Source organism: Massilia alkalitolerans DSM 17462 (assembly GCF_000427785.1).
GTDB lineage: Bacteria > Pseudomonadota > Gammaproteobacteria > Burkholderiales > Burkholderiaceae_D > Telluria > Telluria alkalitolerans.
This window is the reverse complement of sequence record NZ_ATYR01000022.1, coordinates 14,873-31,221: the sequence shown is the minus strand read 5'-3', so window position 1 is coordinate 31,221 and position 16,349 is coordinate 14,873. Positions and strand designations below refer to the sequence as shown.

At 66.1% G+C, this 16,349-nt stretch carries 19 protein-coding genes; 10 read left to right on the top strand and 9 right to left on the bottom strand.

Going from position 1 to position 16,349, the window contains the following annotated elements:
- Positions 1–94: 94 nt before the first annotated feature.
- From YWC_RS32940 to YWC_RS0119080, 6 genes are all read left to right on the top strand, one after another.
- The gene (locus YWC_RS32940) at positions 95–241 is read left to right on the top strand and encodes a hypothetical protein (protein ID WP_156923805.1); all 147 of its coding nucleotides are present in this window, start codon (positions 95–97) and stop codon (positions 239–241) included.
- Between the two features lie 108 nt (positions 242–349).
- Positions 350–640, top strand: coding sequence for a DnaJ domain-containing protein (locus YWC_RS0119100; protein WP_027866825.1), 291 nt, complete (start codon positions 350–352; stop codon positions 638–640).
- A 16-nt stretch (positions 641–656) separates the two neighbouring features.
- Complete coding sequence (locus YWC_RS0119095) at positions 657–1,166, top strand: hypothetical protein (protein WP_027866824.1); 510 nt, start codon at positions 657–659, stop codon at positions 1,164–1,166.
- The gene (locus tag YWC_RS0119090) at positions 1,163–1,945 is read left to right on the top strand and encodes a hypothetical protein (protein WP_027866823.1); all 783 of its coding nucleotides are present in this window, start codon (positions 1,163–1,165) and stop codon (positions 1,943–1,945) included. Before YWC_RS0119095 ends, YWC_RS0119090 begins: the two co-directional genes overlap by 4 nt.
- 17 nt (positions 1,946–1,962) lie before the next feature.
- On the top strand, positions 1,963–2,835 hold the full coding sequence (locus YWC_RS0119085) for a hypothetical protein (RefSeq protein ID WP_027866822.1): 873 nt from the start codon (positions 1,963–1,965) through the stop codon (positions 2,833–2,835).
- 10 nt (positions 2,836–2,845) lie between these two features.
- Positions 2,846–4,060: an MFS transporter gene (locus tag YWC_RS0119080; protein ID WP_027866821.1), complete on the top strand. Its 1,215-nt coding sequence runs from the start codon at positions 2,846–2,848 to the stop codon at positions 4,058–4,060.
- Between the two features lie 12 nt (positions 4,061–4,072).
- Here YWC_RS0119080 and YWC_RS0119075 read toward each other — a convergent pair whose 3' ends face one another.
- Positions 4,073–4,564, bottom strand: a complete 492-nt coding sequence (locus YWC_RS0119075) for a hypothetical protein (RefSeq protein ID WP_027866820.1) — start codon at positions 4,562–4,564, stop codon at positions 4,073–4,075.
- Between the two features lie 167 nt (positions 4,565–4,731).
- On the opposite strand from YWC_RS0119075, the gene YWC_RS0119070 reads away from it, so the two are divergent.
- The gene (locus YWC_RS0119070) at positions 4,732–5,055 is read left to right on the top strand and encodes a hypothetical protein (RefSeq protein WP_027866819.1); all 324 of its coding nucleotides are present in this window, start codon (positions 4,732–4,734) and stop codon (positions 5,053–5,055) included.
- Here YWC_RS0119070 and YWC_RS0119065 read toward each other — a convergent pair whose 3' ends face one another.
- From YWC_RS0119065 to YWC_RS0119040, 6 genes are read right to left on the bottom strand one after another with little or no spacing between them, the layout of a single operon-like run.
- A complete protein-coding gene (locus YWC_RS0119065) occupies positions 5,056–6,309 on the bottom strand; it encodes a CaiB/BaiF CoA transferase family protein (RefSeq protein WP_051306575.1) in 1,254 nt (417 codons plus the stop codon).
- A 35-nt stretch (positions 6,310–6,344) separates the two neighbouring features.
- The gene (speD, locus tag YWC_RS0119060) at positions 6,345–6,704 is read right to left on the bottom strand and encodes an adenosylmethionine decarboxylase (protein ID WP_027866817.1); all 360 of its coding nucleotides are present in this window, start codon (positions 6,702–6,704) and stop codon (positions 6,345–6,347) included.
- Complete coding sequence (locus YWC_RS32935; RefSeq protein WP_156923803.1) at positions 6,701–6,865, bottom strand: hypothetical protein; 165 nt, start codon at positions 6,863–6,865, stop codon at positions 6,701–6,703. The genes speD and YWC_RS32935 overlap by 4 nt, the downstream gene beginning before the upstream one ends.
- 10 nt (positions 6,866–6,875) lie before the next feature.
- Positions 6,876–8,330, bottom strand: coding sequence for a DUF4178 domain-containing protein (locus YWC_RS0119050; protein WP_027866816.1), 1,455 nt, complete (start codon positions 8,328–8,330; stop codon positions 6,876–6,878).
- Positions 8,330–9,355 carry an SPFH domain-containing protein gene (locus YWC_RS0119045; protein ID WP_027866815.1) on the bottom strand — a complete coding sequence of 342 codons (1,026 nt, stop codon included), beginning with the start codon at positions 9,353–9,355 and terminating at the stop codon, positions 8,330–8,332. Before YWC_RS0119045 ends, YWC_RS0119050 begins: the two co-directional genes overlap by 1 nt.
- A gap of 41 nt (positions 9,356–9,396) precedes the next feature.
- Complete coding sequence (locus tag YWC_RS0119040) at positions 9,397–9,783, bottom strand: DUF350 domain-containing protein (RefSeq protein ID WP_051306574.1); 387 nt, start codon at positions 9,781–9,783, stop codon at positions 9,397–9,399.
- Between the two features lie 59 nt (positions 9,784–9,842).
- Between YWC_RS0119040 and YWC_RS0119035 the strand changes: the two genes are divergently transcribed.
- Both YWC_RS0119035 and YWC_RS0119030 read left to right on the top strand, forming a co-directional pair.
- A complete protein-coding gene (locus tag YWC_RS0119035; RefSeq protein ID WP_027866813.1) occupies positions 9,843–11,354 on the top strand; it encodes a polyamine aminopropyltransferase in 1,512 nt (503 codons plus the stop codon).
- Positions 11,354–12,964, top strand: a complete 1,611-nt coding sequence (locus YWC_RS0119030; protein ID WP_027866812.1) for an NAD(P)-binding protein — start codon at positions 11,354–11,356, stop codon at positions 12,962–12,964. Before YWC_RS0119035 ends, YWC_RS0119030 begins: the two co-directional genes overlap by 1 nt.
- Here YWC_RS0119030 and YWC_RS0119025 read toward each other — a convergent pair.
- Positions 12,961–13,611 carry a hypothetical protein gene (locus YWC_RS0119025; RefSeq protein ID WP_027866811.1) on the bottom strand — a complete coding sequence of 217 codons (651 nt, stop codon included), beginning with the start codon at positions 13,609–13,611 and terminating at the stop codon, positions 12,961–12,963. The two genes, YWC_RS0119030 and YWC_RS0119025, sit on opposite strands and share 4 nt — an antisense overlap.
- A 182-nt stretch (positions 13,612–13,793) precedes the next feature.
- Between YWC_RS0119025 and YWC_RS30030 the strand changes: the two genes are divergently transcribed.
- Complete coding sequence (locus tag YWC_RS30030) at positions 13,794–14,387, top strand: hypothetical protein (protein WP_027866810.1); 594 nt, start codon at positions 13,794–13,796, stop codon at positions 14,385–14,387.
- A 14-nt stretch (positions 14,388–14,401) separates the two neighbouring features.
- Here the strand turns inward: YWC_RS30030 and YWC_RS0119015 are convergent, their stop codons facing one another.
- Positions 14,402–16,174: a cation:proton antiporter domain-containing protein gene (locus tag YWC_RS0119015; RefSeq protein ID WP_027866809.1), complete on the bottom strand. Its 1,773-nt coding sequence runs from the start codon at positions 16,172–16,174 to the stop codon at positions 14,402–14,404.
- Positions 16,175–16,349: the final 175 nt, after the last annotated feature.

The following is a 16,349-nucleotide window of genomic DNA, read 5'->3' as shown; positions in this document are numbered from 1 at the left end:
CAGCCTCTCACTCCAGTATGTGGTGAAGCGCACGGTACGTCCCGTTTGGCAGATACATACTTGGGGTAATTCCGTCCATTCGCAAGGTTCCACCATGAAAACCCTCGCCACCCATCCGGAACTGGTCCGCGCCTGGTTGCTGGCCCTGGCCGGCATGCCGCTGCCACCGCTGCCACCGCTGCCGCAGCGTCGTTCGCAAGCGGCACACCTGGCGCCGCCGGTCCAGCCCCACCGCCGCTGAGACCCGCTCTCGCCAACTTGTCGTTTTCTATAGGATAATCTCGTCCTTGCCGTTTTGCGGCCTCAGCTTTATGGCCCAGACCGTGGCCCATTCCCGGGAGAATTCCAGTTGGAAAATTTATACGCGATCCTCGGCGTCGCCCCGAACGCCGGCGACGACGAGATCAAGAAGGTCTATCGCTCGCTCGCGATGCGTTACCACCCGGACCGCAACCAGGCGCCGGGCGCCGAAGCGCGCTTCAAGGCCGTCACCAAGGCTTATGAAATACTGTCGGATCCGGTCAAGCGTGCCGAATACAACCAGAGCGTCAACCACCGCATCGTGCTCGATGCCGAGGCTGAAGCCTTCGAGCTGTGGCGCTCGCTGTTCGCGCTGAACGGCGTGAATCTACAGCAATGAATCAACAGGACACACAATGAAAAACGTACATCCCGAATTCTCGTTCCAGTCGCGCGAACTGGACGGACAGATCGAGGGCACGCTGGGCGACCCGCCCAACAAGAAGAATTACGACATGATGGTCGGCGCCCTGGTCTCGGAATACGCGAGCGGATCGGGCCTGGACGACGTCAACCTGATGGCCTTCGCGCTCGTTGATTGCATCAGGTTCAAGGATCCGAAAGGATTGCTGCGCGAAGCCGCCGACTACGAAGGCGACGACCCGGCGCGCGTGTTCGCGATGGCCGAGTGCGAAGGTGAACAGGGCCGCGCCATGTATGAGGCGATGACGGCCAATTATCCGGAGCTGGCGCGCCAGGCCATCATCACGGCCTTCCTCTACAAGAACCAGGGCCGCTGGGAAGACGAGGACCGCGACTTCTCCCGCCTCGGGGAAGGCGACGAAGGCGACGACAACGACATGGACGACACGGCTGCCACCGACGATTTCACCCAGCTGTTCGATGCGGACGGAGAGCGCGAATGAGCGACGAAAACAAAGCCAATTTGCCGGCGCTGACCAGGCAGGTCAGCGAACTGGTGCTGGCTGGCTCGCTCGAGCACGCCGAAGAGGCGTTCTCGCAGGCGGCCGACGAGCACGGCGACTATGCCGTGGTCGAAGTGCTGTCGACGCTGCCGCCCCAGGTCACCGCGCTGCACCTGTCGGGCTTCGACGGCGCCAAGACCTCGTTGGCCACCATGCTGGTGCCGCCCAGGGCCTGGGCCGAGAGCCTGGCCTACATCGCCGCCACCTGGCCGGACAACCTGATCGAGGACGATCCGGAGCGCATCGCCGAGAACCTGTTCAACCACGTGCACGGCATCGTCTACGCGAACGACGACGAAGACCGCCGCATTGAACTGCTGCAGGAAGCCTCCGCCACCGACCACGGCGCCACCGTGTTTGCGATCCTGTGGTCGCTGGCCCCGAAGGAAATCCTCGAGCTCGCCGGCGAAATCCTGTCGAAGGGCCGCTACGTCACCGCCCAGACCAGCGGCGACAGCGACATCGCGCCGCTGGCGGTCGACCTGGCCAAGGCCAGCGAGGACGGCTGGGAGCGTTCGCTGCTCGAACTGTTCCCGGAATTCCGCCACAGCGCCGAGATGGCCGACGTCGAGCTGCCGGACGACCCGGACGAGGAATCGCCCTTCATGCAGCGCACGACGCGTGAACTGCTGTACCGCCTGCGCAAGCAGGTGCCGTCGGTGCGCAGCATGCCGCGGCGCGGTACCCGCCGCAGCATGGGCACGGACATCTTCTCGTGAGCGGAGCGCCAGGAACGATGCTGCCTGCAATCGTCATCGAGAAGCCGCCGCGCCTGGTGCGTGCGATCAAGCTGCTGCCCCTTGAAGCCACGCCGGACGAGGCCTCCCTGCTGGCGGAGGAGCTGGCCGGTATCACCGCCATGGTGGCCGAGAAGTTCACCAACGACCGCACCGCCGAGGGCATCCAGCGCGCGCTGCTGCTCACCGTGGGCGGGGTCTCGCTCGGCCTCGAGCACCTGTGTGACAGCGACGACGACCTCGACGCGCTCGACATCCTGATCGAGGAGGGCGCGGAACTGGTGTTCCAGCAGGGCTTCCGCCTCGTCAAGGACTTGTCTGCGCTGCCCGAGGACAGCCTGGTCGGCGAGTACGACGTCGACCCGATCTATTCCCAGCGCCGCCTGAAGGAGCTGTTCGTCGACCTGTGCACGGCCGACCCGGGCGAGAGCTGGACCGGCTACGAGCGCTACATCGGCCAGCTGAAGCAGCGCCAGGGCGTGCAGGCGATCGTGCGCGCGGCCCAGTGGATCCGCCGCCACCATTACGAAGGCCCGATCAACGACCCGGACCTGAACGCCGAAGGCGTGATCGCGCTCGCCATCATCTTCGCGGTCGAGGGCGGCGGGCGCATCACGGCGCGCACCGGGCAGAAGGAGTTCGAGCGCCTGGTGAAGTCGGTGCGCAAGAACGATCCGGACTTCGAAGCCGGCTGGGCCGCGCTGATGGCGCAGGTCCCGGCGCAACATCAGCCCATCATCGCCGAGCGCATCGGCACCTACCGCGAGCACTGCACGGTGCTGCAGCACATCAAGACCAAGGCCACCATGAAGCAGCTCTTCACGGAGCTGGAAAACTACGCCGGGTCCGAACTCGATCCGGACTTGCCGTAACGGACTCGTTGTGGCAGCGGCGCGCAGTCCGATCGCGGCGGGAAGTCCCGCTTTCCGCCGCATCAACCGCGCCATGGCCTTCGGCGGTTTCTCCGTCTTCGCGTTGCTCTACTGCGTCCAGCCGCTGATGCCGCTGCTGGCGCAGGACTTTTCCCTCACGCCCGCCCAATCGAGCCTGGCCTTGTCGGTGTCCACCGCCACGCTGGCGGTGGCGCTGCTGCTGTCGGGCAGCGTGGCCGAGCGCATCGGCCGCAAGCAACTGATGGTCGCCTCGATGGTCGGCGGCGCGCTGCTCACCATCCTTTCTGCCTTCGCGCTCGACTACACCCAGCTGGTCGGCGTGCGCATGCTGCTCGGCCTGGTGCTGGGCGGCCTGCCGGCGGTGGCGATGGCCTACCTCAGCGACGAGATCGAAGGGAGCTCGCTCGGCCTGTCGATGGGCATGTACATCAGCGGCAGCGCCTTCGGGGGCATGAGCGGACGGGTGCTGTCCTCGGTCATCAGCGACTTCGTCTCATGGCGCTTCGCGATCGGGCTGCTGGGCGCGGCCGGGCTGTACGCTGCGTGGGAGTTCTCGCGCAGCCTGCCGCCTTCGCGCCATGGCGAAGCGAAGCGGGCGAGGGGGCCGGGCTTTCTCGACGGCCTGCGCACCCACCTGGCGGACGAAGGCCTGCCCTGGCTGTTCGTGCTGCCCTTCCTGCTGATGGGCTGTTTTGTCAGCCTGTACAACTACATCAGCTACCGATTGCTTGGGCCACCGTTCGGCCTGAGCCAGAGCGCGGTGGGCGCGGTGTCGCTGCTCTACCTGCTCGGTATGTTCAGCTCGATGTGGGCCGGCAAGCTGGCCGACCGGCTGGGACGGCGCAACGTGCTGTGGCTGTTCATGGGGGTGATGATCGCGGGCCTCCTGGTGACGCTGCACGATTCGGTCGTCGCCATCGTGCTCGGCACTGGCCTTGCGACCTTCGGCTTCTTCGCCTCGCATTCGGTGGCCAGCAGCTGGGTCGGGCGGCGCGCCCGGCCGCCGCAGGCGCTGGCTTCGGGCATCTACCTGTTCTGCTACTACCTCGGCTCGAGCGTGGTCGGCTGGTTCACCGGCTACGTGTGGGAACACAGGGGCTGGGCGGGCGTGGTGGCCGTGCTCAGTGGGCTGCTCGGCGTCGGGATGCTGATTGCGCTGCGGCTGCGGCGGCTGGCGCCGGTGGCTGCCGTCCGTTCGCCATGATACGGGTCGAGCCTACGCGTAGCCGTGATAGTCAAAACGGCTGAGACGCTTTTCCAGAGGATCGTATTCGGCATCGAAATAGCATTCGCCGCCATCGCTCACGTTGAAGAAGGTCTCCGACAACTGCCACCGGGGCGTGTCGTGGACTTTGCAGGCGCCGGCCAGCCGGACAATACGCCTGCCGTCCCTGGACTCGCCGCGGAACTGGATGGCGTATGTGGCCGCGCGAGCCTTGTCGCCAAACAGCTTATTGGCGCCGATCCGGGCTTCGACCAGGGCCCGTACCTCTTGCACGGCCTCCAGCGGCACCTGCCAGGCGCCCCCGCGCACCTCGTACCAGTTGGGTAGCGGGCTGATGGGAGGAGCGTAGGCCGCCGCGCCCGCAGGCTTGCTGACGGCCCAGCTTGGCGGGGCGATGCGGATGTCCTGGGCGTCAGGCGCGGCGTGTGCCGGACCGGCAAGCAGGAGGACTGCGAATAGCAGCTGATGCAATGGGCTGGGCATGAGAAGTCAACGGGGTGGGCGGATGGCATGACTCTACCGTATTTCGCCCGGCGCCGGTCGCACTGGCATTGACACGCGCACGGCAGAAATGCGTGCTTGATATCCCTGCTGGGAGGACTAAAGTGATTGATCCGAGCGGTTCACCGCCTTACTTTCAGGAGGTCATCATGTTGCAAGCTGCCGAAATCCAACAACGCTTCAGCCAGATCCAGCAGACGATCAACCAGGCCGAAGAAGTCACCCGGAACGACCAGGGGGCGCCTAGCGAAATCCGCGACTGCATCCAGAAGATCGCCCACGAAATGCCGGAAGCCCAGCGTGTGATGCAATCGAACGACCAGATGCAGATGGTGCAATGCATCGACCGGCTGGAAGAGATGGGCGACGAAGCCAAGCGGATGTGCCGTAGCGCCCAGCCTTCGCCCCAGGTCGCCTCGGTGGTGACGCGGGTGCATGACGTCCTGTCGGACCTCAAGCACCAGCTGCATTAATCAGACCACCCCTTTGCCGCGCAATGCGGCAATCTCCGCCTCGCCGAGGCCCAGCACGTCGTGGAGCACTTCAATGGTGTGCTGGCCCAGCAGGGGCGGGGCCTTGTCGCTGGTCGCGGGCGTGGCCGACATCCGGATCGGATTCCTCACCAGTTTCACCGTGCCCGCGGTCGGGTGCGGCAGTTCGATCGCGACTTCGCGCGCCTGCACCTGCTCGTTGGCAAACACCTCGCCAATGTCGTTGATCGGCCCGCAAGGCACGCCGACCGCTTCCAGCAGGGCGATCCATTCGTCGCGGCGCTTTTCCTCTACCATCTCGGCCAGGATGGGCACCAGAAGGTCGCGGTTCTGCACGCGCAGCGGATTGGTGGCGAAGCGCGGGTCGCTCCCCAGCTCGGGACGGCCGCCCGCTTCGACGAACTTCTGGTACTGCCCGTCGTTGCCGGTGGCGACGATGATGTGGCCATCCAGGCAGGCGAAGGTCTGGTAGGGCACGATGTTGGCGTGCGCATTGCCCCAGCGCTTGGGCGGCTTGCCGCTGTTGAGATAGTTGCTGCCCATGTTGGCCAGCATCGCCACCTGGGTGTCGAGCAGGGCCATGTCGATATGCTGGCCTTCGCCGCTGCGGTCGCGGTGGGTCAGGGCGGCCAGCACGGCCACCGTCGCGTACATGCCGGTCATCAGGTCGGTCAGGGCCACGCCGGCCTTCTGCGGGCCGCCTCCCGGCAGGTCGTCGCGTTCGCCGGTGACCGACATCAGGCCGCCCATGCCCTGGATCAGGAAATCGTAGCCGGCCCGGTGGGCGTAGGGGCCGTCCTGGCCGAAACCGGTGATCGAGCAGTAGACCAGGTCGGGCTTGATGGCCTTCAGGGTGTCGTAGTCGAGGCCGTAGCGCTTGAGGTGGCCGACCTTGAAGTTCTCCAGCACCACGTCGCAATGCTTCACCAGCGCCTGCAGCAAGGCCTGGCCTTCGCTGCTGGCGATGTCCACCGTCACCGAGCGCTTGCCGCGGTTGGCCGCCAGGTAGTACGCAGCCTCGCTGGTGTCGCGACCTTCGGCATCCTTGGCGTAGGGCGGGCCCCAGGCGCGGGTATCGTCGCCGTTGCCGGGACGTTCGATCTTGATCACGTCAGCGCCGAGGTCGGCCAGGTTTTGCGAGCACCACGGGCCGGCGAGCACGCGCGACAGGTCGAGCACGCGGATGTGGCCGAGCGCCTTCGGCAGCGCGCTAGAAGGGGAAGCAGCTTGCGTCATTCTGTTCCTGCTGGGTTGTCTGGACAAGTCCCGGATTATAGCTGTCCGCGCGCGATGGTCTGGACCGAGCGCGTGTTCGGCCTGAAGGCCGCGTCGATGACCGCGAGCGCGCGCTGCGGTTGCGATTCTCCGCACATGAAGATGTCGGCCGCGGCAAAGCCATGCTCGGGCCAGGTGTGGATCGAAATGTGCGATTCGGCCAGCAGCAGCACGCCGGTCACGCCCATGCCCGGTCCGAAGGTGTGGAAGTGGCTGTGCAGGATGCGCGCGCCGGCGGCCAGCGCGGCTTCGCGCAGCAGGGCGTCGATCGCCTGCGCATCCGTCAACAGATGCCCATCGATGCCGGCCAGGTCGGCCAGCAGATGGATGCCGGCAGGGCGGTGCGGCGTGCTCACTTGTGGCCACCGCCGGAATAGCTGCCGCTGCCGCTGCCATAGCTGTGGCTGCGCCAGCTGTTGCCGCCGCCCGTACGGCTGCTCGACGCCATGCTGACCCAGCAGACGATGGTGGTGACCAGGGTGACGACGATGGCGTAAAGGAGGAAGTTGCGGTTCATGCGATGGAGGTCAGGATTTCTTCTTCTCGGGCGCCAGCAGCATCGGCAGGAACAGCGCCACGAGGCCGGCCGCAAGCAGGAAAATCGTCGCGGTGAAATTGAAGAGGAGCGGGATGAAATTCAGGCCCAGGATCCAGAGCAGGGCGCGCCAGGCGATGTCCGAATTCGTCAGGCTCTTGCCGGCTGCCGCTTTCGCCGCCGGCTTCGCCAGGCCGAACCAGGCGCGCACCTGGTCTTCCGCCACCGGCGAAGAACGCGACCAGGTCAGCTCATCGGGCGTGTGCTCGGCCGCCAGCCCGTTCTGGCCGTGTTCGTACTCGGCGACCTGCACGGTGTCGCCCGCCTTGACGCGCCAGTTGAAGGCGCCCGCGGCGTACAGCACCCGCGCCTGGTAGACCCAGGTGCGCTTGTACTCCACGCCGTCGAGCTGCACGGCGGGCATGGCGGGCAGCGCCGGCGCCGGCCAGTCGTCCAGTACCTGCGAGCGGAACCAGCCTTCGCTGCTCTCCACCAGCCAGAAGAAGGGGCCCTGGGTCGAGTACAGCAGGTATTCTTCCCAGGTTTCGCCTTCGTCGTCCTGGCGCCGCATCGCGCCCAGCACGTGGTAGGTCTGGGCGCCGATCTTCGCGACAGAGCCGAGCGCGAGGGTGAACTGGACGCGCTCGTGCTCCTCGCCCTTGAGCAGCACCTCGACCTGGGGCGAGGACGCATCCATGCGGGTCGAGCAGGCCGGGCAGACGCAGTTGGCCGCCAGGCCCGGCAGGTAGCGGATCGAGGTGCCGCAGGAGCGGCACTGCAGCACGTCGACCTTGCCGCGGACCTTGCCGGCGCTTGCCTTGATCTGCTCGTCGTCGCGCAGCAGCTGGCACTTCATCTCTTCCAGCGTCACCGCGGTGCCGGCATAGAGCAGCGGAGGCGTGCCGTCGGAATAGTCGAGCGTGGCGAAGCTCGGGCCGCGCCGGAAGTCGGCCACGCGCGCTTCCCAGCCTTGCCCGACGCGGAAGGGCAGCTCGCCCTGGCCGCCGGTGCACCTGGCCACGCGCTTGTCGGAAGCCACGTAAGGGCCGAAGCCAACGTCATACTGGTGCGTGACCCGGACAGCCTCGAACGCGGGCCAGCCGGTTCCGAGCTCGCGCTTCGTGGTCATCACGTACTGGCCGGAGGCGTCCCCCAACCACCCGTCAAGGCCGTCGTCGAACAGCACATACCACTCGTTCCACATGCCGGCGTCATAGCGCAGCTGGATGCGGCCCACGACCGTGAAACCGCGCCCGCCGTGCACGCCGGCCGTGCCGACCTGGATGCGCGAATAGTCTTCCAGCACCTCGGACATCTTGCCGAGGTCGCGCACCGCATCGAGCTCCTTCACGACGGTCGCGCGGCAGTACTCGCACACCGCCAGGACCGAGGCGTGCGAGCGATAGCTGACCGGTGCGCCGCAGGAAGGACAGGAAACGGTCTGCATCAGCCGATCAGTTTCTTGAGCAGCTCGGCCTTGGTGCTGTCGTAGTCGCCCTGCGAAATCAGGCCCTTGTCCAGCAGGCCCTTGAGCTTGGCGAGGCGGTCTTCGATCGATTCGGCGGCCGCCGGGACGGCAGCCGGCTGGGGCGGGGCGAATGCCCCCTGCATGCCCTGGGCCATGGCCTGGCCGATGGCGATGCCCGCGCCGGCGCCGGCGCCGATGCCGGCGATGCCGCCTTCGTTCTGGGCCGCCAGCGGGATGCTGCTGGCCACCTGGAACTGGGTGAAGCCGCCCATCTTGTCGGCGCCCAGGCTGGCCTTCATGCCGGCCGAGATGCGCTCGTCCAGCGCCGCCTGCAGTTCTTCCGGCAGGCTGACGCTGGCGACATTGAATTCGTCCAGCCCGATGCCGTAGCGGCCAAAGGCACTGGCCAGGTCGCCGCGGATCTGCTGCGCCATCAGGGTCTGGTTGGCGGCCATGTCGAGGAAGGCGATTTTCGAGGCGCCCAGCGAGTTGGCCATGGTGGCCAGCATCAGGCCGCGCAGCTGGTCTTCGACTTCCTCGCGGGTGTAGACGGCTCGGGTGCCGCTGATCTCGGTGAAGAACAGGCGCGGGTCGGCGATGCGGTAAGAGTACATGCCGAAGGCGCGCACGCGGATCATGTCGAAATCCTTGTCGCGGATCGTCACCGGCTGCGGCGTGCCCCACTTGCGGCCGGTCTGCACCCGCGTAGAGAAGAAGTACACATCCGACTTGAAAGGGGAGGCGAACAGCTTGTCCCAGTTCTTCAGGTTGGTCAGCACCGGCAGGGTCGAGGTGGTGAGGCGGTGCGTGCCCGGGCCGAACACGTCGGCCACGCGGCCCTCGTCCACGAACACGGCGACCTGCGACTCGCGCACGACCAGGGTGGCGCCGTTCTGGATTTCGTAATCCTCCATCGGATGGCGCCAGGCCAGCACGCCTTCGCCTTCCTCGTTCCATTGCAGGACGTCGAGAAACTGCTTCTTGATGAATGAGCCGAGAGACATGGTGGTTCCTCTTTATGCGCGTTGAATAAAGCCTGGTGAAATCACGAGATGCTGCCGGCGTTGACCAGGCCGATCGACAGCGAGATCGATCCCAGCAGGATGCCGAAACCGATGTTGTTGTGCTCGATCTGGTCCTTCGACATGCGCAGCAGGCGCGTGGCGATGACGAAGACCAGCACCTGGATGAGCATGGCCAGCGCGGCCCAGCCGCAGAATTCGTAGTAGTTATCGGTGTGCATCAGCGCCGAGGCGATCGTCACCGAAAAGCCGAGCAGGGTGCCGCCCAGCGAAACCGCGGCGGCGCAGTTCCCCTGGCGGATGAGCAGTACTTCGTCGTAAGGCGTGACCCGCGTGTACACCACAAAAAATGCCAGAACCAGCGCGATTGCCGTCGCAAGATGCAGCACATAGTTTAGGATGGCGGGCACAAGCTTCTCCAAAGAAAGTAGTCAAGATTGCAGCAGCGATCTTAGAACAAATTTGTTTCATGACCAAAAAAATTCTGATCCTGTCGGTATTTGTTGTCGCTTCCTGCGGACTTGCTTACGAACTTATTGCTGGTGCATTGTCCAGCTACCTGTTGGGCGACTCGGTCCTGCAGTTTTCCACCATCATCGGCTGCTACCTGTTCGCCATGGGTGTCGGCGCCCACTTCTCGAAGTATGTGCGCGACGAAGACGTGCTGTCCCGCTTCATCGACATCGAACTGGCCGTCGGCCTGATCGGCGGGATCTCGGCGGCGGTGCTGTTCATGACCTTCACCTGGATGGGCGCGCCCTTCCGCACGGTGCTCTACGTGACCGTGTTCCTGATCGGCGCCATGGTCGGCATGGAAGTGCCGCTGGTGATGCGCGCGCTGAACGAGCGCCGCACCGAGTTCGCCGAGATCGTCAGCCGCGTGCTCACCTTCGATTACCTGGGCGCGCTGGCCGTGTCGCTGCTGTTCCCGCTGGTGCTGGCGCCGCATCTCGGGCTGGTGCGCACCGGCTTCCTGTTCGGGATGCTCAACGTGGGCGTCGCGATGTGGACCCTGTACGTGTTCCGCCATGAGCTGGAGCACCTGCGCGGCAAGGCGATCCGCGCCAGCGCGGTGCTGTTCACCCTGGTGCTGGGCTTCGGTTTCTCGGACCGGATGGTCGAGTGGGGAGAGCACGGGCTGTTCGGCGACGACGTCGTGTACTCGACCACCACGCCCTACCAGCGCCTGGTGATCACGCGCTGGAAGGACGACCTGCGCCTGTACATCAACGGCAACCTGCAGTTTTCCTCGCGCGACGAATACCGCTACCACGAAGCGCTGGTGCATCCGGCGATGCAGTCGCTGCCCTGGGCCAAGCGTGTTCTGGTGCTGGGCGGCGGCGACGGCCTGGCGCTGCGCGAAGTGCTGCGCTACCCGCAGGTGGAAGAGGTGACGCTGGTCGACCTGGATCCGGCCATGACCCAGGCCTTCGCGACCCGGCCCGAGCTGGTGAAACTCAATGCCGGCGCGCTGCAGGACAAGCGCGTGAAGATCATCAATGCCGATGCCGGTATCTGGCTGCAAAGCCAAGCCGGCATGTACGACGTGGCCATCGTCGACTTCCCCGATCCGTCCAGCTTTGCGCTCGGCAAGCTGTACTCGGTGCCCTTCTACGGCATGCTGCGCAAGCATGTCGCGGCCAATGGCCTGATCGCGGTGCAGTCGACCTCGCCCTTCTTCGCGCCGAACGCCTACTGGACCATCGAGGCGACGCTGCGCGAAGTCGGGCTGAAGACCTGGCCCTACCACCTGTATGTGCCATCCTTCGGCGAGTGGGGCTTCATCATGGCCTCGCCCCAGGGCCGCTTCGTGCCGCCCACCAGCTACCGCCTGCCGATGCGCTACCTGACTGGCGAGACCACCCGCGCCATGTTCGACTGGCCGCCCGACATGCCGCGCCGCCAGATGGTGCCGAACCGCCTGGACACCCAGTCGCTGGTGCGCGAGTTCGAGGAAGACTGGAACCAGGTGATCCGCTGATGGACCGCCGTTCCTTCCTGCTGACGGCGCTCGGGGCCGGCACGGCCGGGCTGGCGACCGCTACCGGTTTCATGCGCTGGCAGGAACTCACGCCAAGCGTACACACGCCGGGCAGGGCGGAAGGGCACTTCCTGCGCGATCGCGCGCAGTTGCCGCCGCCCTCGAAAACGATAGAGACCGACGTGGTGATCCTCGGCTCCGGTGTCGCCGGGCTGAGCGCGGCGTGGAAGCTCGGTCGGCTCGGTCACGATGATTTTCTCCTGCTCGACGGACCGGAAGCCTTCGGCAACGCCGCAGGCAGCCGCTACGGCGACCTGGCCTGCCCGACGGGTGCGCACTACCTGCCGCTGCCCGGCCCAGAATCGACCCATGTGCGCGAGATGCTGGCAGACCTCGGCATCCTCCTGCGCGATGCGGACAAGGACAAGCCGTACTACGACGAGCGTTTCATCCTGCACGGGCCGGAGGAGCGCCTGCTGCGCGAAGGCGTCTGGCACGAAGGATTGGTGCCGACAGACGCCTCGGACGCGGCCGAGCACAAGGCCTTCTTCGACGAGATGGCGAGATTGCGTCACCTGCGCGGCAGCGACGGCCGGCGCGCCTTCGTGTTCCCGCTGGCGCTGTCGTCCGCCGATCCGGCCTTCGCCGCACTGGACCGCGTCAGCTTCGCACAGTGGCTGGGCGACCAGGGCTACCGTTCCGCGACCCTGCGCTGGTATCTCGACTACTGCTGCCGCGACGACTACGGCGCGGGCATCGCGCGTGTGTCCGCCTGGGCCGGTATTCATTACTTTGCCGGGCGCTGGGGGCAGGCGGCGAATGCGGAGGAGAACGCGCTGTTGACCTGGCCCGGCGGGCTGGCCCCGCTGGCCGAAGCGCTTGCAGCCAAGGCGGGACCGCGCCGGCGCGCGGGGACGGCGGCACACGTAGCCGAAGTGGACGGCAAGGTCGAAGCGCTGTGCTTCACGCTCGAGCAGGGCAAACCGCGTTCTTTTCTGGTGCGGGCACGGCGCGCGATCTGCGCCATGCCGCTGTTCGTCGTCAGCCGGGTGGTCGAGGGCATCGAGCGCCATGGCTTCGACCCGCGCCGGCACCTAGGGGACTACGCGCCCTGGATGGTGTCGAACTTCCTGATGCGCGACTTCCCGCGCGAGCTGCCCGAGGCCCAGCTGGCCTGGGACAATGTGGTCTACGGGGGCAGGGGACTCGGCTACGTCGTCTCAACCCACCAGGACATCCGTTCGCGCCCGCCCGAGAAGACCGTGTTCACGGCCTACACGGCGCTGTCGCAGCACACGCCTGCTGCGGCGCGGCGCTGGATGCAGTCGGCCAGCCCGGACGCGCTCTTGGCGCTGGCCGCAAGCGACCTGAAGCAAGCCTACGGCTGGGCCTTTGCCCCGTGTGTCGAGCGCGTGGACATCACGCTGCGCGCGCATGCGATGGCGGTGCCGCAGCCGGGCTTTCGCGGCAACGCCGGCCTGGCGGCACTGCGCGAGGCGGATGGCCCGCTGCTGTTCGCCCATGCCGACCTGTCCGGGCTGTCGGTGTTCGAAGAGGCCGCGTGGTGGGGTTGCCTGGCGGCCGGCAGGGCGGCGCGCGTGCCCGCCTAGGCCGGCATGCGCCGGCGCCACCCGGCCGCCAGGAGGACGGCCAATCCCAACGGCAGCACCTGCATGGCGCCCGGCTCCGGCACCGGGCTGATCGACAATGAAAAGCTGTCCACCGTGCCGTACCACTGGGCGATGCGTTCGCCGCCCATGAGCATATTGATGACCAGGCTGGCCCGGTCGGGATCGGTCACCGAGAATGCCTGCGGAACGAAATCCAGCGATCCAGGAAACATGCCTCTCGGCGTGCTCAGTGAAATGCCTCCTTCCGCCCCGTAGTTGTCGCGGGTGAGCATGAAGCGGAAATCGTGCGAGAACGTATCGCCGGTATTGAGAATGGAACTGCCGGGAGACATTCTTCCCGAGGTCTGGCCCATGCCGGGATCCCAGGCGTCCGACCAGACTTCGGTCTGCCCGTTATAGATCAGGGTAAAGGTCGCAGGACCGTATTCGCTGAACACGATGTCCCCGGACTGGCGCCCAACCGACGCCGGCCGCAGCTCGGAAGCGAAGTCCAGCGAGTAGGCGACTCCCGGGGAGCCGGGAAGATACAGCGTCCCGGTCGCGCGGCTGTTGACGACCAGGGTGTCGGCCGCGCCGGCCAGCAGGGGAAAGGCGACGAGCAATGTGCACAGGAAGCGGGCGAACATGATGCACCTCCAGACGGTGGACCGGTCCAGTATAGCGAGGCCGTGTTCACGCGCGCTGCGCTTGTCTGGCGTGCGCAACTCAGCAGAATATTGCAAAATTGCAATTTCTTCAATAAGATGCGTATGGAACAGCTGCCGCACGGGGATGGCGCTGATGCGACACGAAAAGGAATGAGCGAGGCATGAAGCTGGCAGTCATCGAAGGGAAATGGTTTAGAAAGCAGAACACGTCCGTCAGGGGCATGTTCGATCTGCTGAGTGATATTTATTGTGACTCGCCACATCACTATCACTATGAGATGTTCAACGACGGCCGGGCGTTCAGGGAGATTCTCGTCCGCCTGAGCGCCGCCGATGGTATCCATAATATCTATGTCGCCGGACACGGGGCCGAGAACGCCATCTACGGTTCGAATGGCGATTCGATCTCCAAGACCATCATCAAGAACACGATCAGCGAGGCGGCCGGCAACGCGGGAAGGCTGGATTCCCTCTATTTCGGCAGCTGCCTGTTCGGGAACGTCGACGTGTTGAGCGAGCTTCTCGAAGCGGGCACGAGGATCAAATGGATTGCCGGCTACGAGAAGAGTATCGACTTCATCGATTCCTCGTCGTTCGACTGGCTCTTCTGGAACCGGTATGTCCGTACCGAAGGGACGGCGCTCGAACGGATCTACAAAACCGTCGACAGGCTGCAAAAGGATGCGCCGGGCCTGATCCAGCGGCTCGGCTTCAGGGTCTGTGCCTGGGATGCGCGCCTCGTCGAGTTGATCTAGGCCTGCCGGATCATTCAGGCTGGACTCGCACGCGTGCCTTCCGGCTCCAGCAGCTTGGCCGTGACCAGGTCGCGCTCGTGGTCGACGATGCCGGCGACCAGGCGCCCGTCCAGCCCCATCGCCTCCAGCACGAAGGCCGACAGCTGCAGGCTCGCTTCCAGCGTTTCCGGCACCACCACGCTGGCGCCGGCCAGGCGCAGGGCGCGCGCGTGCTTCTCGTCGCGCGAGCGCACGAACAGCTGCGCGTGCGGGAATTCGCGGCGGATGCCGCGCACCGCGTGCATGCTTGATGCCGCATGGTCCATGGTCAGCACGATCGCCGGCGCTTCGTCGGCATGCACGCGGCGCAGCAGTTCGGGACGCGAAGCATCGCCGAAGTAGACCGGCTGGCCTTCCGCATGCAGCTTCGACACCAGCTTGGCATTGCACTCGAAGGCCACGAAAGGAATGTTCTGCTCGCCCAGCAGCTTGCCCAGCTGCTGGCCCACGCGGCCGAAGCCGGCGATGATGACGCGGCCGCGCGCCGAGCCCAGGGCCCCGTTGTCGCTTGCCGCCGCATGTTCGTCGCGCGCGTGTTCGCCGCGTTCGCCGATGGCGCGTCCCAGGCGCACCAGCAGGGGCGTGATGAACAGCGACAGGCCGACCACCAGCATGACCTGTCCGCCCAGCGCCGGGTCGAGCACCCGCGCGCTCATGGCGTAGCCGATCGCAACGAAGGCGAATTCGCCGCCCTGGCCCAGCAGCAGGCCGCCTTCGAGCGCGCGGCTCCAGGGCTGGCCGCCGATGCGCAGCAGGCTTGCCGTCACCAGGGCTTTCAGCAGCACCAGCCCGGCCAGCGAAGCCGCCAGCAGCAGGGGCGCCGCCAGGATCTGGCGGGTGTCGATGCTCATCCCGACGGTCATGAAGAACAGGCCCATGAGCAGGCCCTTGAAGGGCTCGATCATCAGCTCGACCTCGTGCTTGAACTCGGTCTCGGCCAGCAGCAGGCCGGCGAGCATCGCGCCCAGCGCCATCGACAGCCCGGCGGCGGCCGACAGGCCCGCGATGCCGAAGGTGCTCAGCAAGATCAGCGCCATGAACACGTCCGGCTGGCGATGCTCGGCAAACGCGCGGAACAGCTTGTGGACCACCCGCCCGCCGACCAGGTAGATCAGGGCGATGGCGATGCCGGCCTTCAGCAGCGTGGTGAGCGCCAGGAGGGCGACGCTGTCGCTACCGCCGCCGCCGCCGAGGGCACCGATCAGGAGCAGGATCGGCACCACGGCGAGGTCCTGCAGCATCAGGATGGCGAAGGCGGCCTGCCCGAGCGGAGAACCGGTCGCCCCCTGCTGGGCCATCAGCTGCATCACGACCGCGGTGGAGGACAGCGACAGCACCAGGCCGACGACCAGGGCCGCCTGTGAGTCGAGTCCATAGGCCAGCAGCAGGACGGCTCCGACCAGCGCCGCGCTGGCCAGCACCTGCGCGGTGCCGGCGCCAAACACCCAGCGCCGCATCGCCCACAGGCGCGCCGCCGAGAGTTCGAGCCCGATCATGAACATCAGGAACAGCACGCCGATCTCGGCGAGCGCCGCAATGCCCTGGTCGCGCGGGAAGGTGAGGAAGGCCAGCCAGGGGACCTCGCCGGCCAGCAGGCCCAGGCCGAAGGGGCCGACCAGGGTGCCGACGGCAAGGAAGCCGATCACCTGGTTGATGCGCAGGCGCTGCAGGATGGGAATCAGGATGCCGGAGAGGATCAGGAAGAGGAGGATTTCCCGCAGGAACGGAAAGGCGTGTTGCTCTTGCACGATGGGTGGGCGGTGGCGTTGTTGTTTGCCCGGGATTGTAGCGTGGGAATGGGGATGTCAGTACAGTGGCTGAGCATAGAGAACTTGGGTTCCCGCCTGCGCGGGAACGACGGTTTTAAGGACGCGTATTGATAATCGAGCTATCGATACGTGACCTCAAGACCGTCGTCCCCGC

What these genes read in the sequence shown, in the direction of transcription:
- YWC_RS0119030 (WP_027866812.1), top strand. Translation starts at nt 11,354, where the DNA reads ATGGACCGCCGTTCCTTCCTGCTGACGGCGCTCGGGGCCGGCACGGCC.
- YWC_RS32940 (WP_156923805.1), top strand. Translation starts at nt 95, where the DNA reads ATGAAAACCCTCGCCACCCATCCGGAACTGGTCCGCGCCTGGTTGCTG.
- YWC_RS0119070 (WP_027866819.1), top strand. Translation starts at nt 4,732, where the DNA reads ATGTTGCAAGCTGCCGAAATCCAACAACGCTTCAGCCAGATCCAGCAG.
- YWC_RS32935 (WP_156923803.1), bottom strand. Translation starts at nt 6,865, where the DNA reads ATGAACCGCAACTTCCTCCTTTACGCCATCGTCGTCACCCTGGTCACC.
- YWC_RS0119095 (WP_027866824.1), top strand. Translation starts at nt 657, where the DNA reads ATGAAAAACGTACATCCCGAATTCTCGTTCCAGTCGCGCGAACTGGAC.
- YWC_RS0119025 (WP_027866811.1), bottom strand. Translation starts at nt 13,611, where the DNA reads ATGTTCGCCCGCTTCCTGTGCACATTGCTCGTCGCCTTTCCCCTGCTG.
- YWC_RS0119085 (WP_027866822.1), top strand. Translation starts at nt 1,963, where the DNA reads ATGCTGCCTGCAATCGTCATCGAGAAGCCGCCGCGCCTGGTGCGTGCG.
- YWC_RS30030 (WP_027866810.1), top strand. Translation starts at nt 13,794, where the DNA reads ATGAAGCTGGCAGTCATCGAAGGGAAATGGTTTAGAAAGCAGAACACG.
- YWC_RS0119075 (WP_027866820.1), bottom strand. Translation starts at nt 4,564, where the DNA reads ATGCCCAGCCCATTGCATCAGCTGCTATTCGCAGTCCTCCTGCTTGCC.
- YWC_RS0119035 (WP_027866813.1), top strand. Translation starts at nt 9,843, where the DNA reads ATGACCAAAAAAATTCTGATCCTGTCGGTATTTGTTGTCGCTTCCTGC.
- YWC_RS0119045 (WP_027866815.1), bottom strand. Translation starts at nt 9,355, where the DNA reads ATGTCTCTCGGCTCATTCATCAAGAAGCAGTTTCTCGACGTCCTGCAA.
- YWC_RS0119090 (WP_027866823.1), top strand. Translation starts at nt 1,163, where the DNA reads ATGAGCGACGAAAACAAAGCCAATTTGCCGGCGCTGACCAGGCAGGTC.
- YWC_RS0119065 (WP_051306575.1), bottom strand. Translation starts at nt 6,309, where the DNA reads ATGACGCAAGCTGCTTCCCCTTCTAGCGCGCTGCCGAAGGCGCTCGGC.
- YWC_RS0119050 (WP_027866816.1), bottom strand. Translation starts at nt 8,330, where the DNA reads ATGCAGACCGTTTCCTGTCCTTCCTGCGGCGCACCGGTCAGCTATCGC.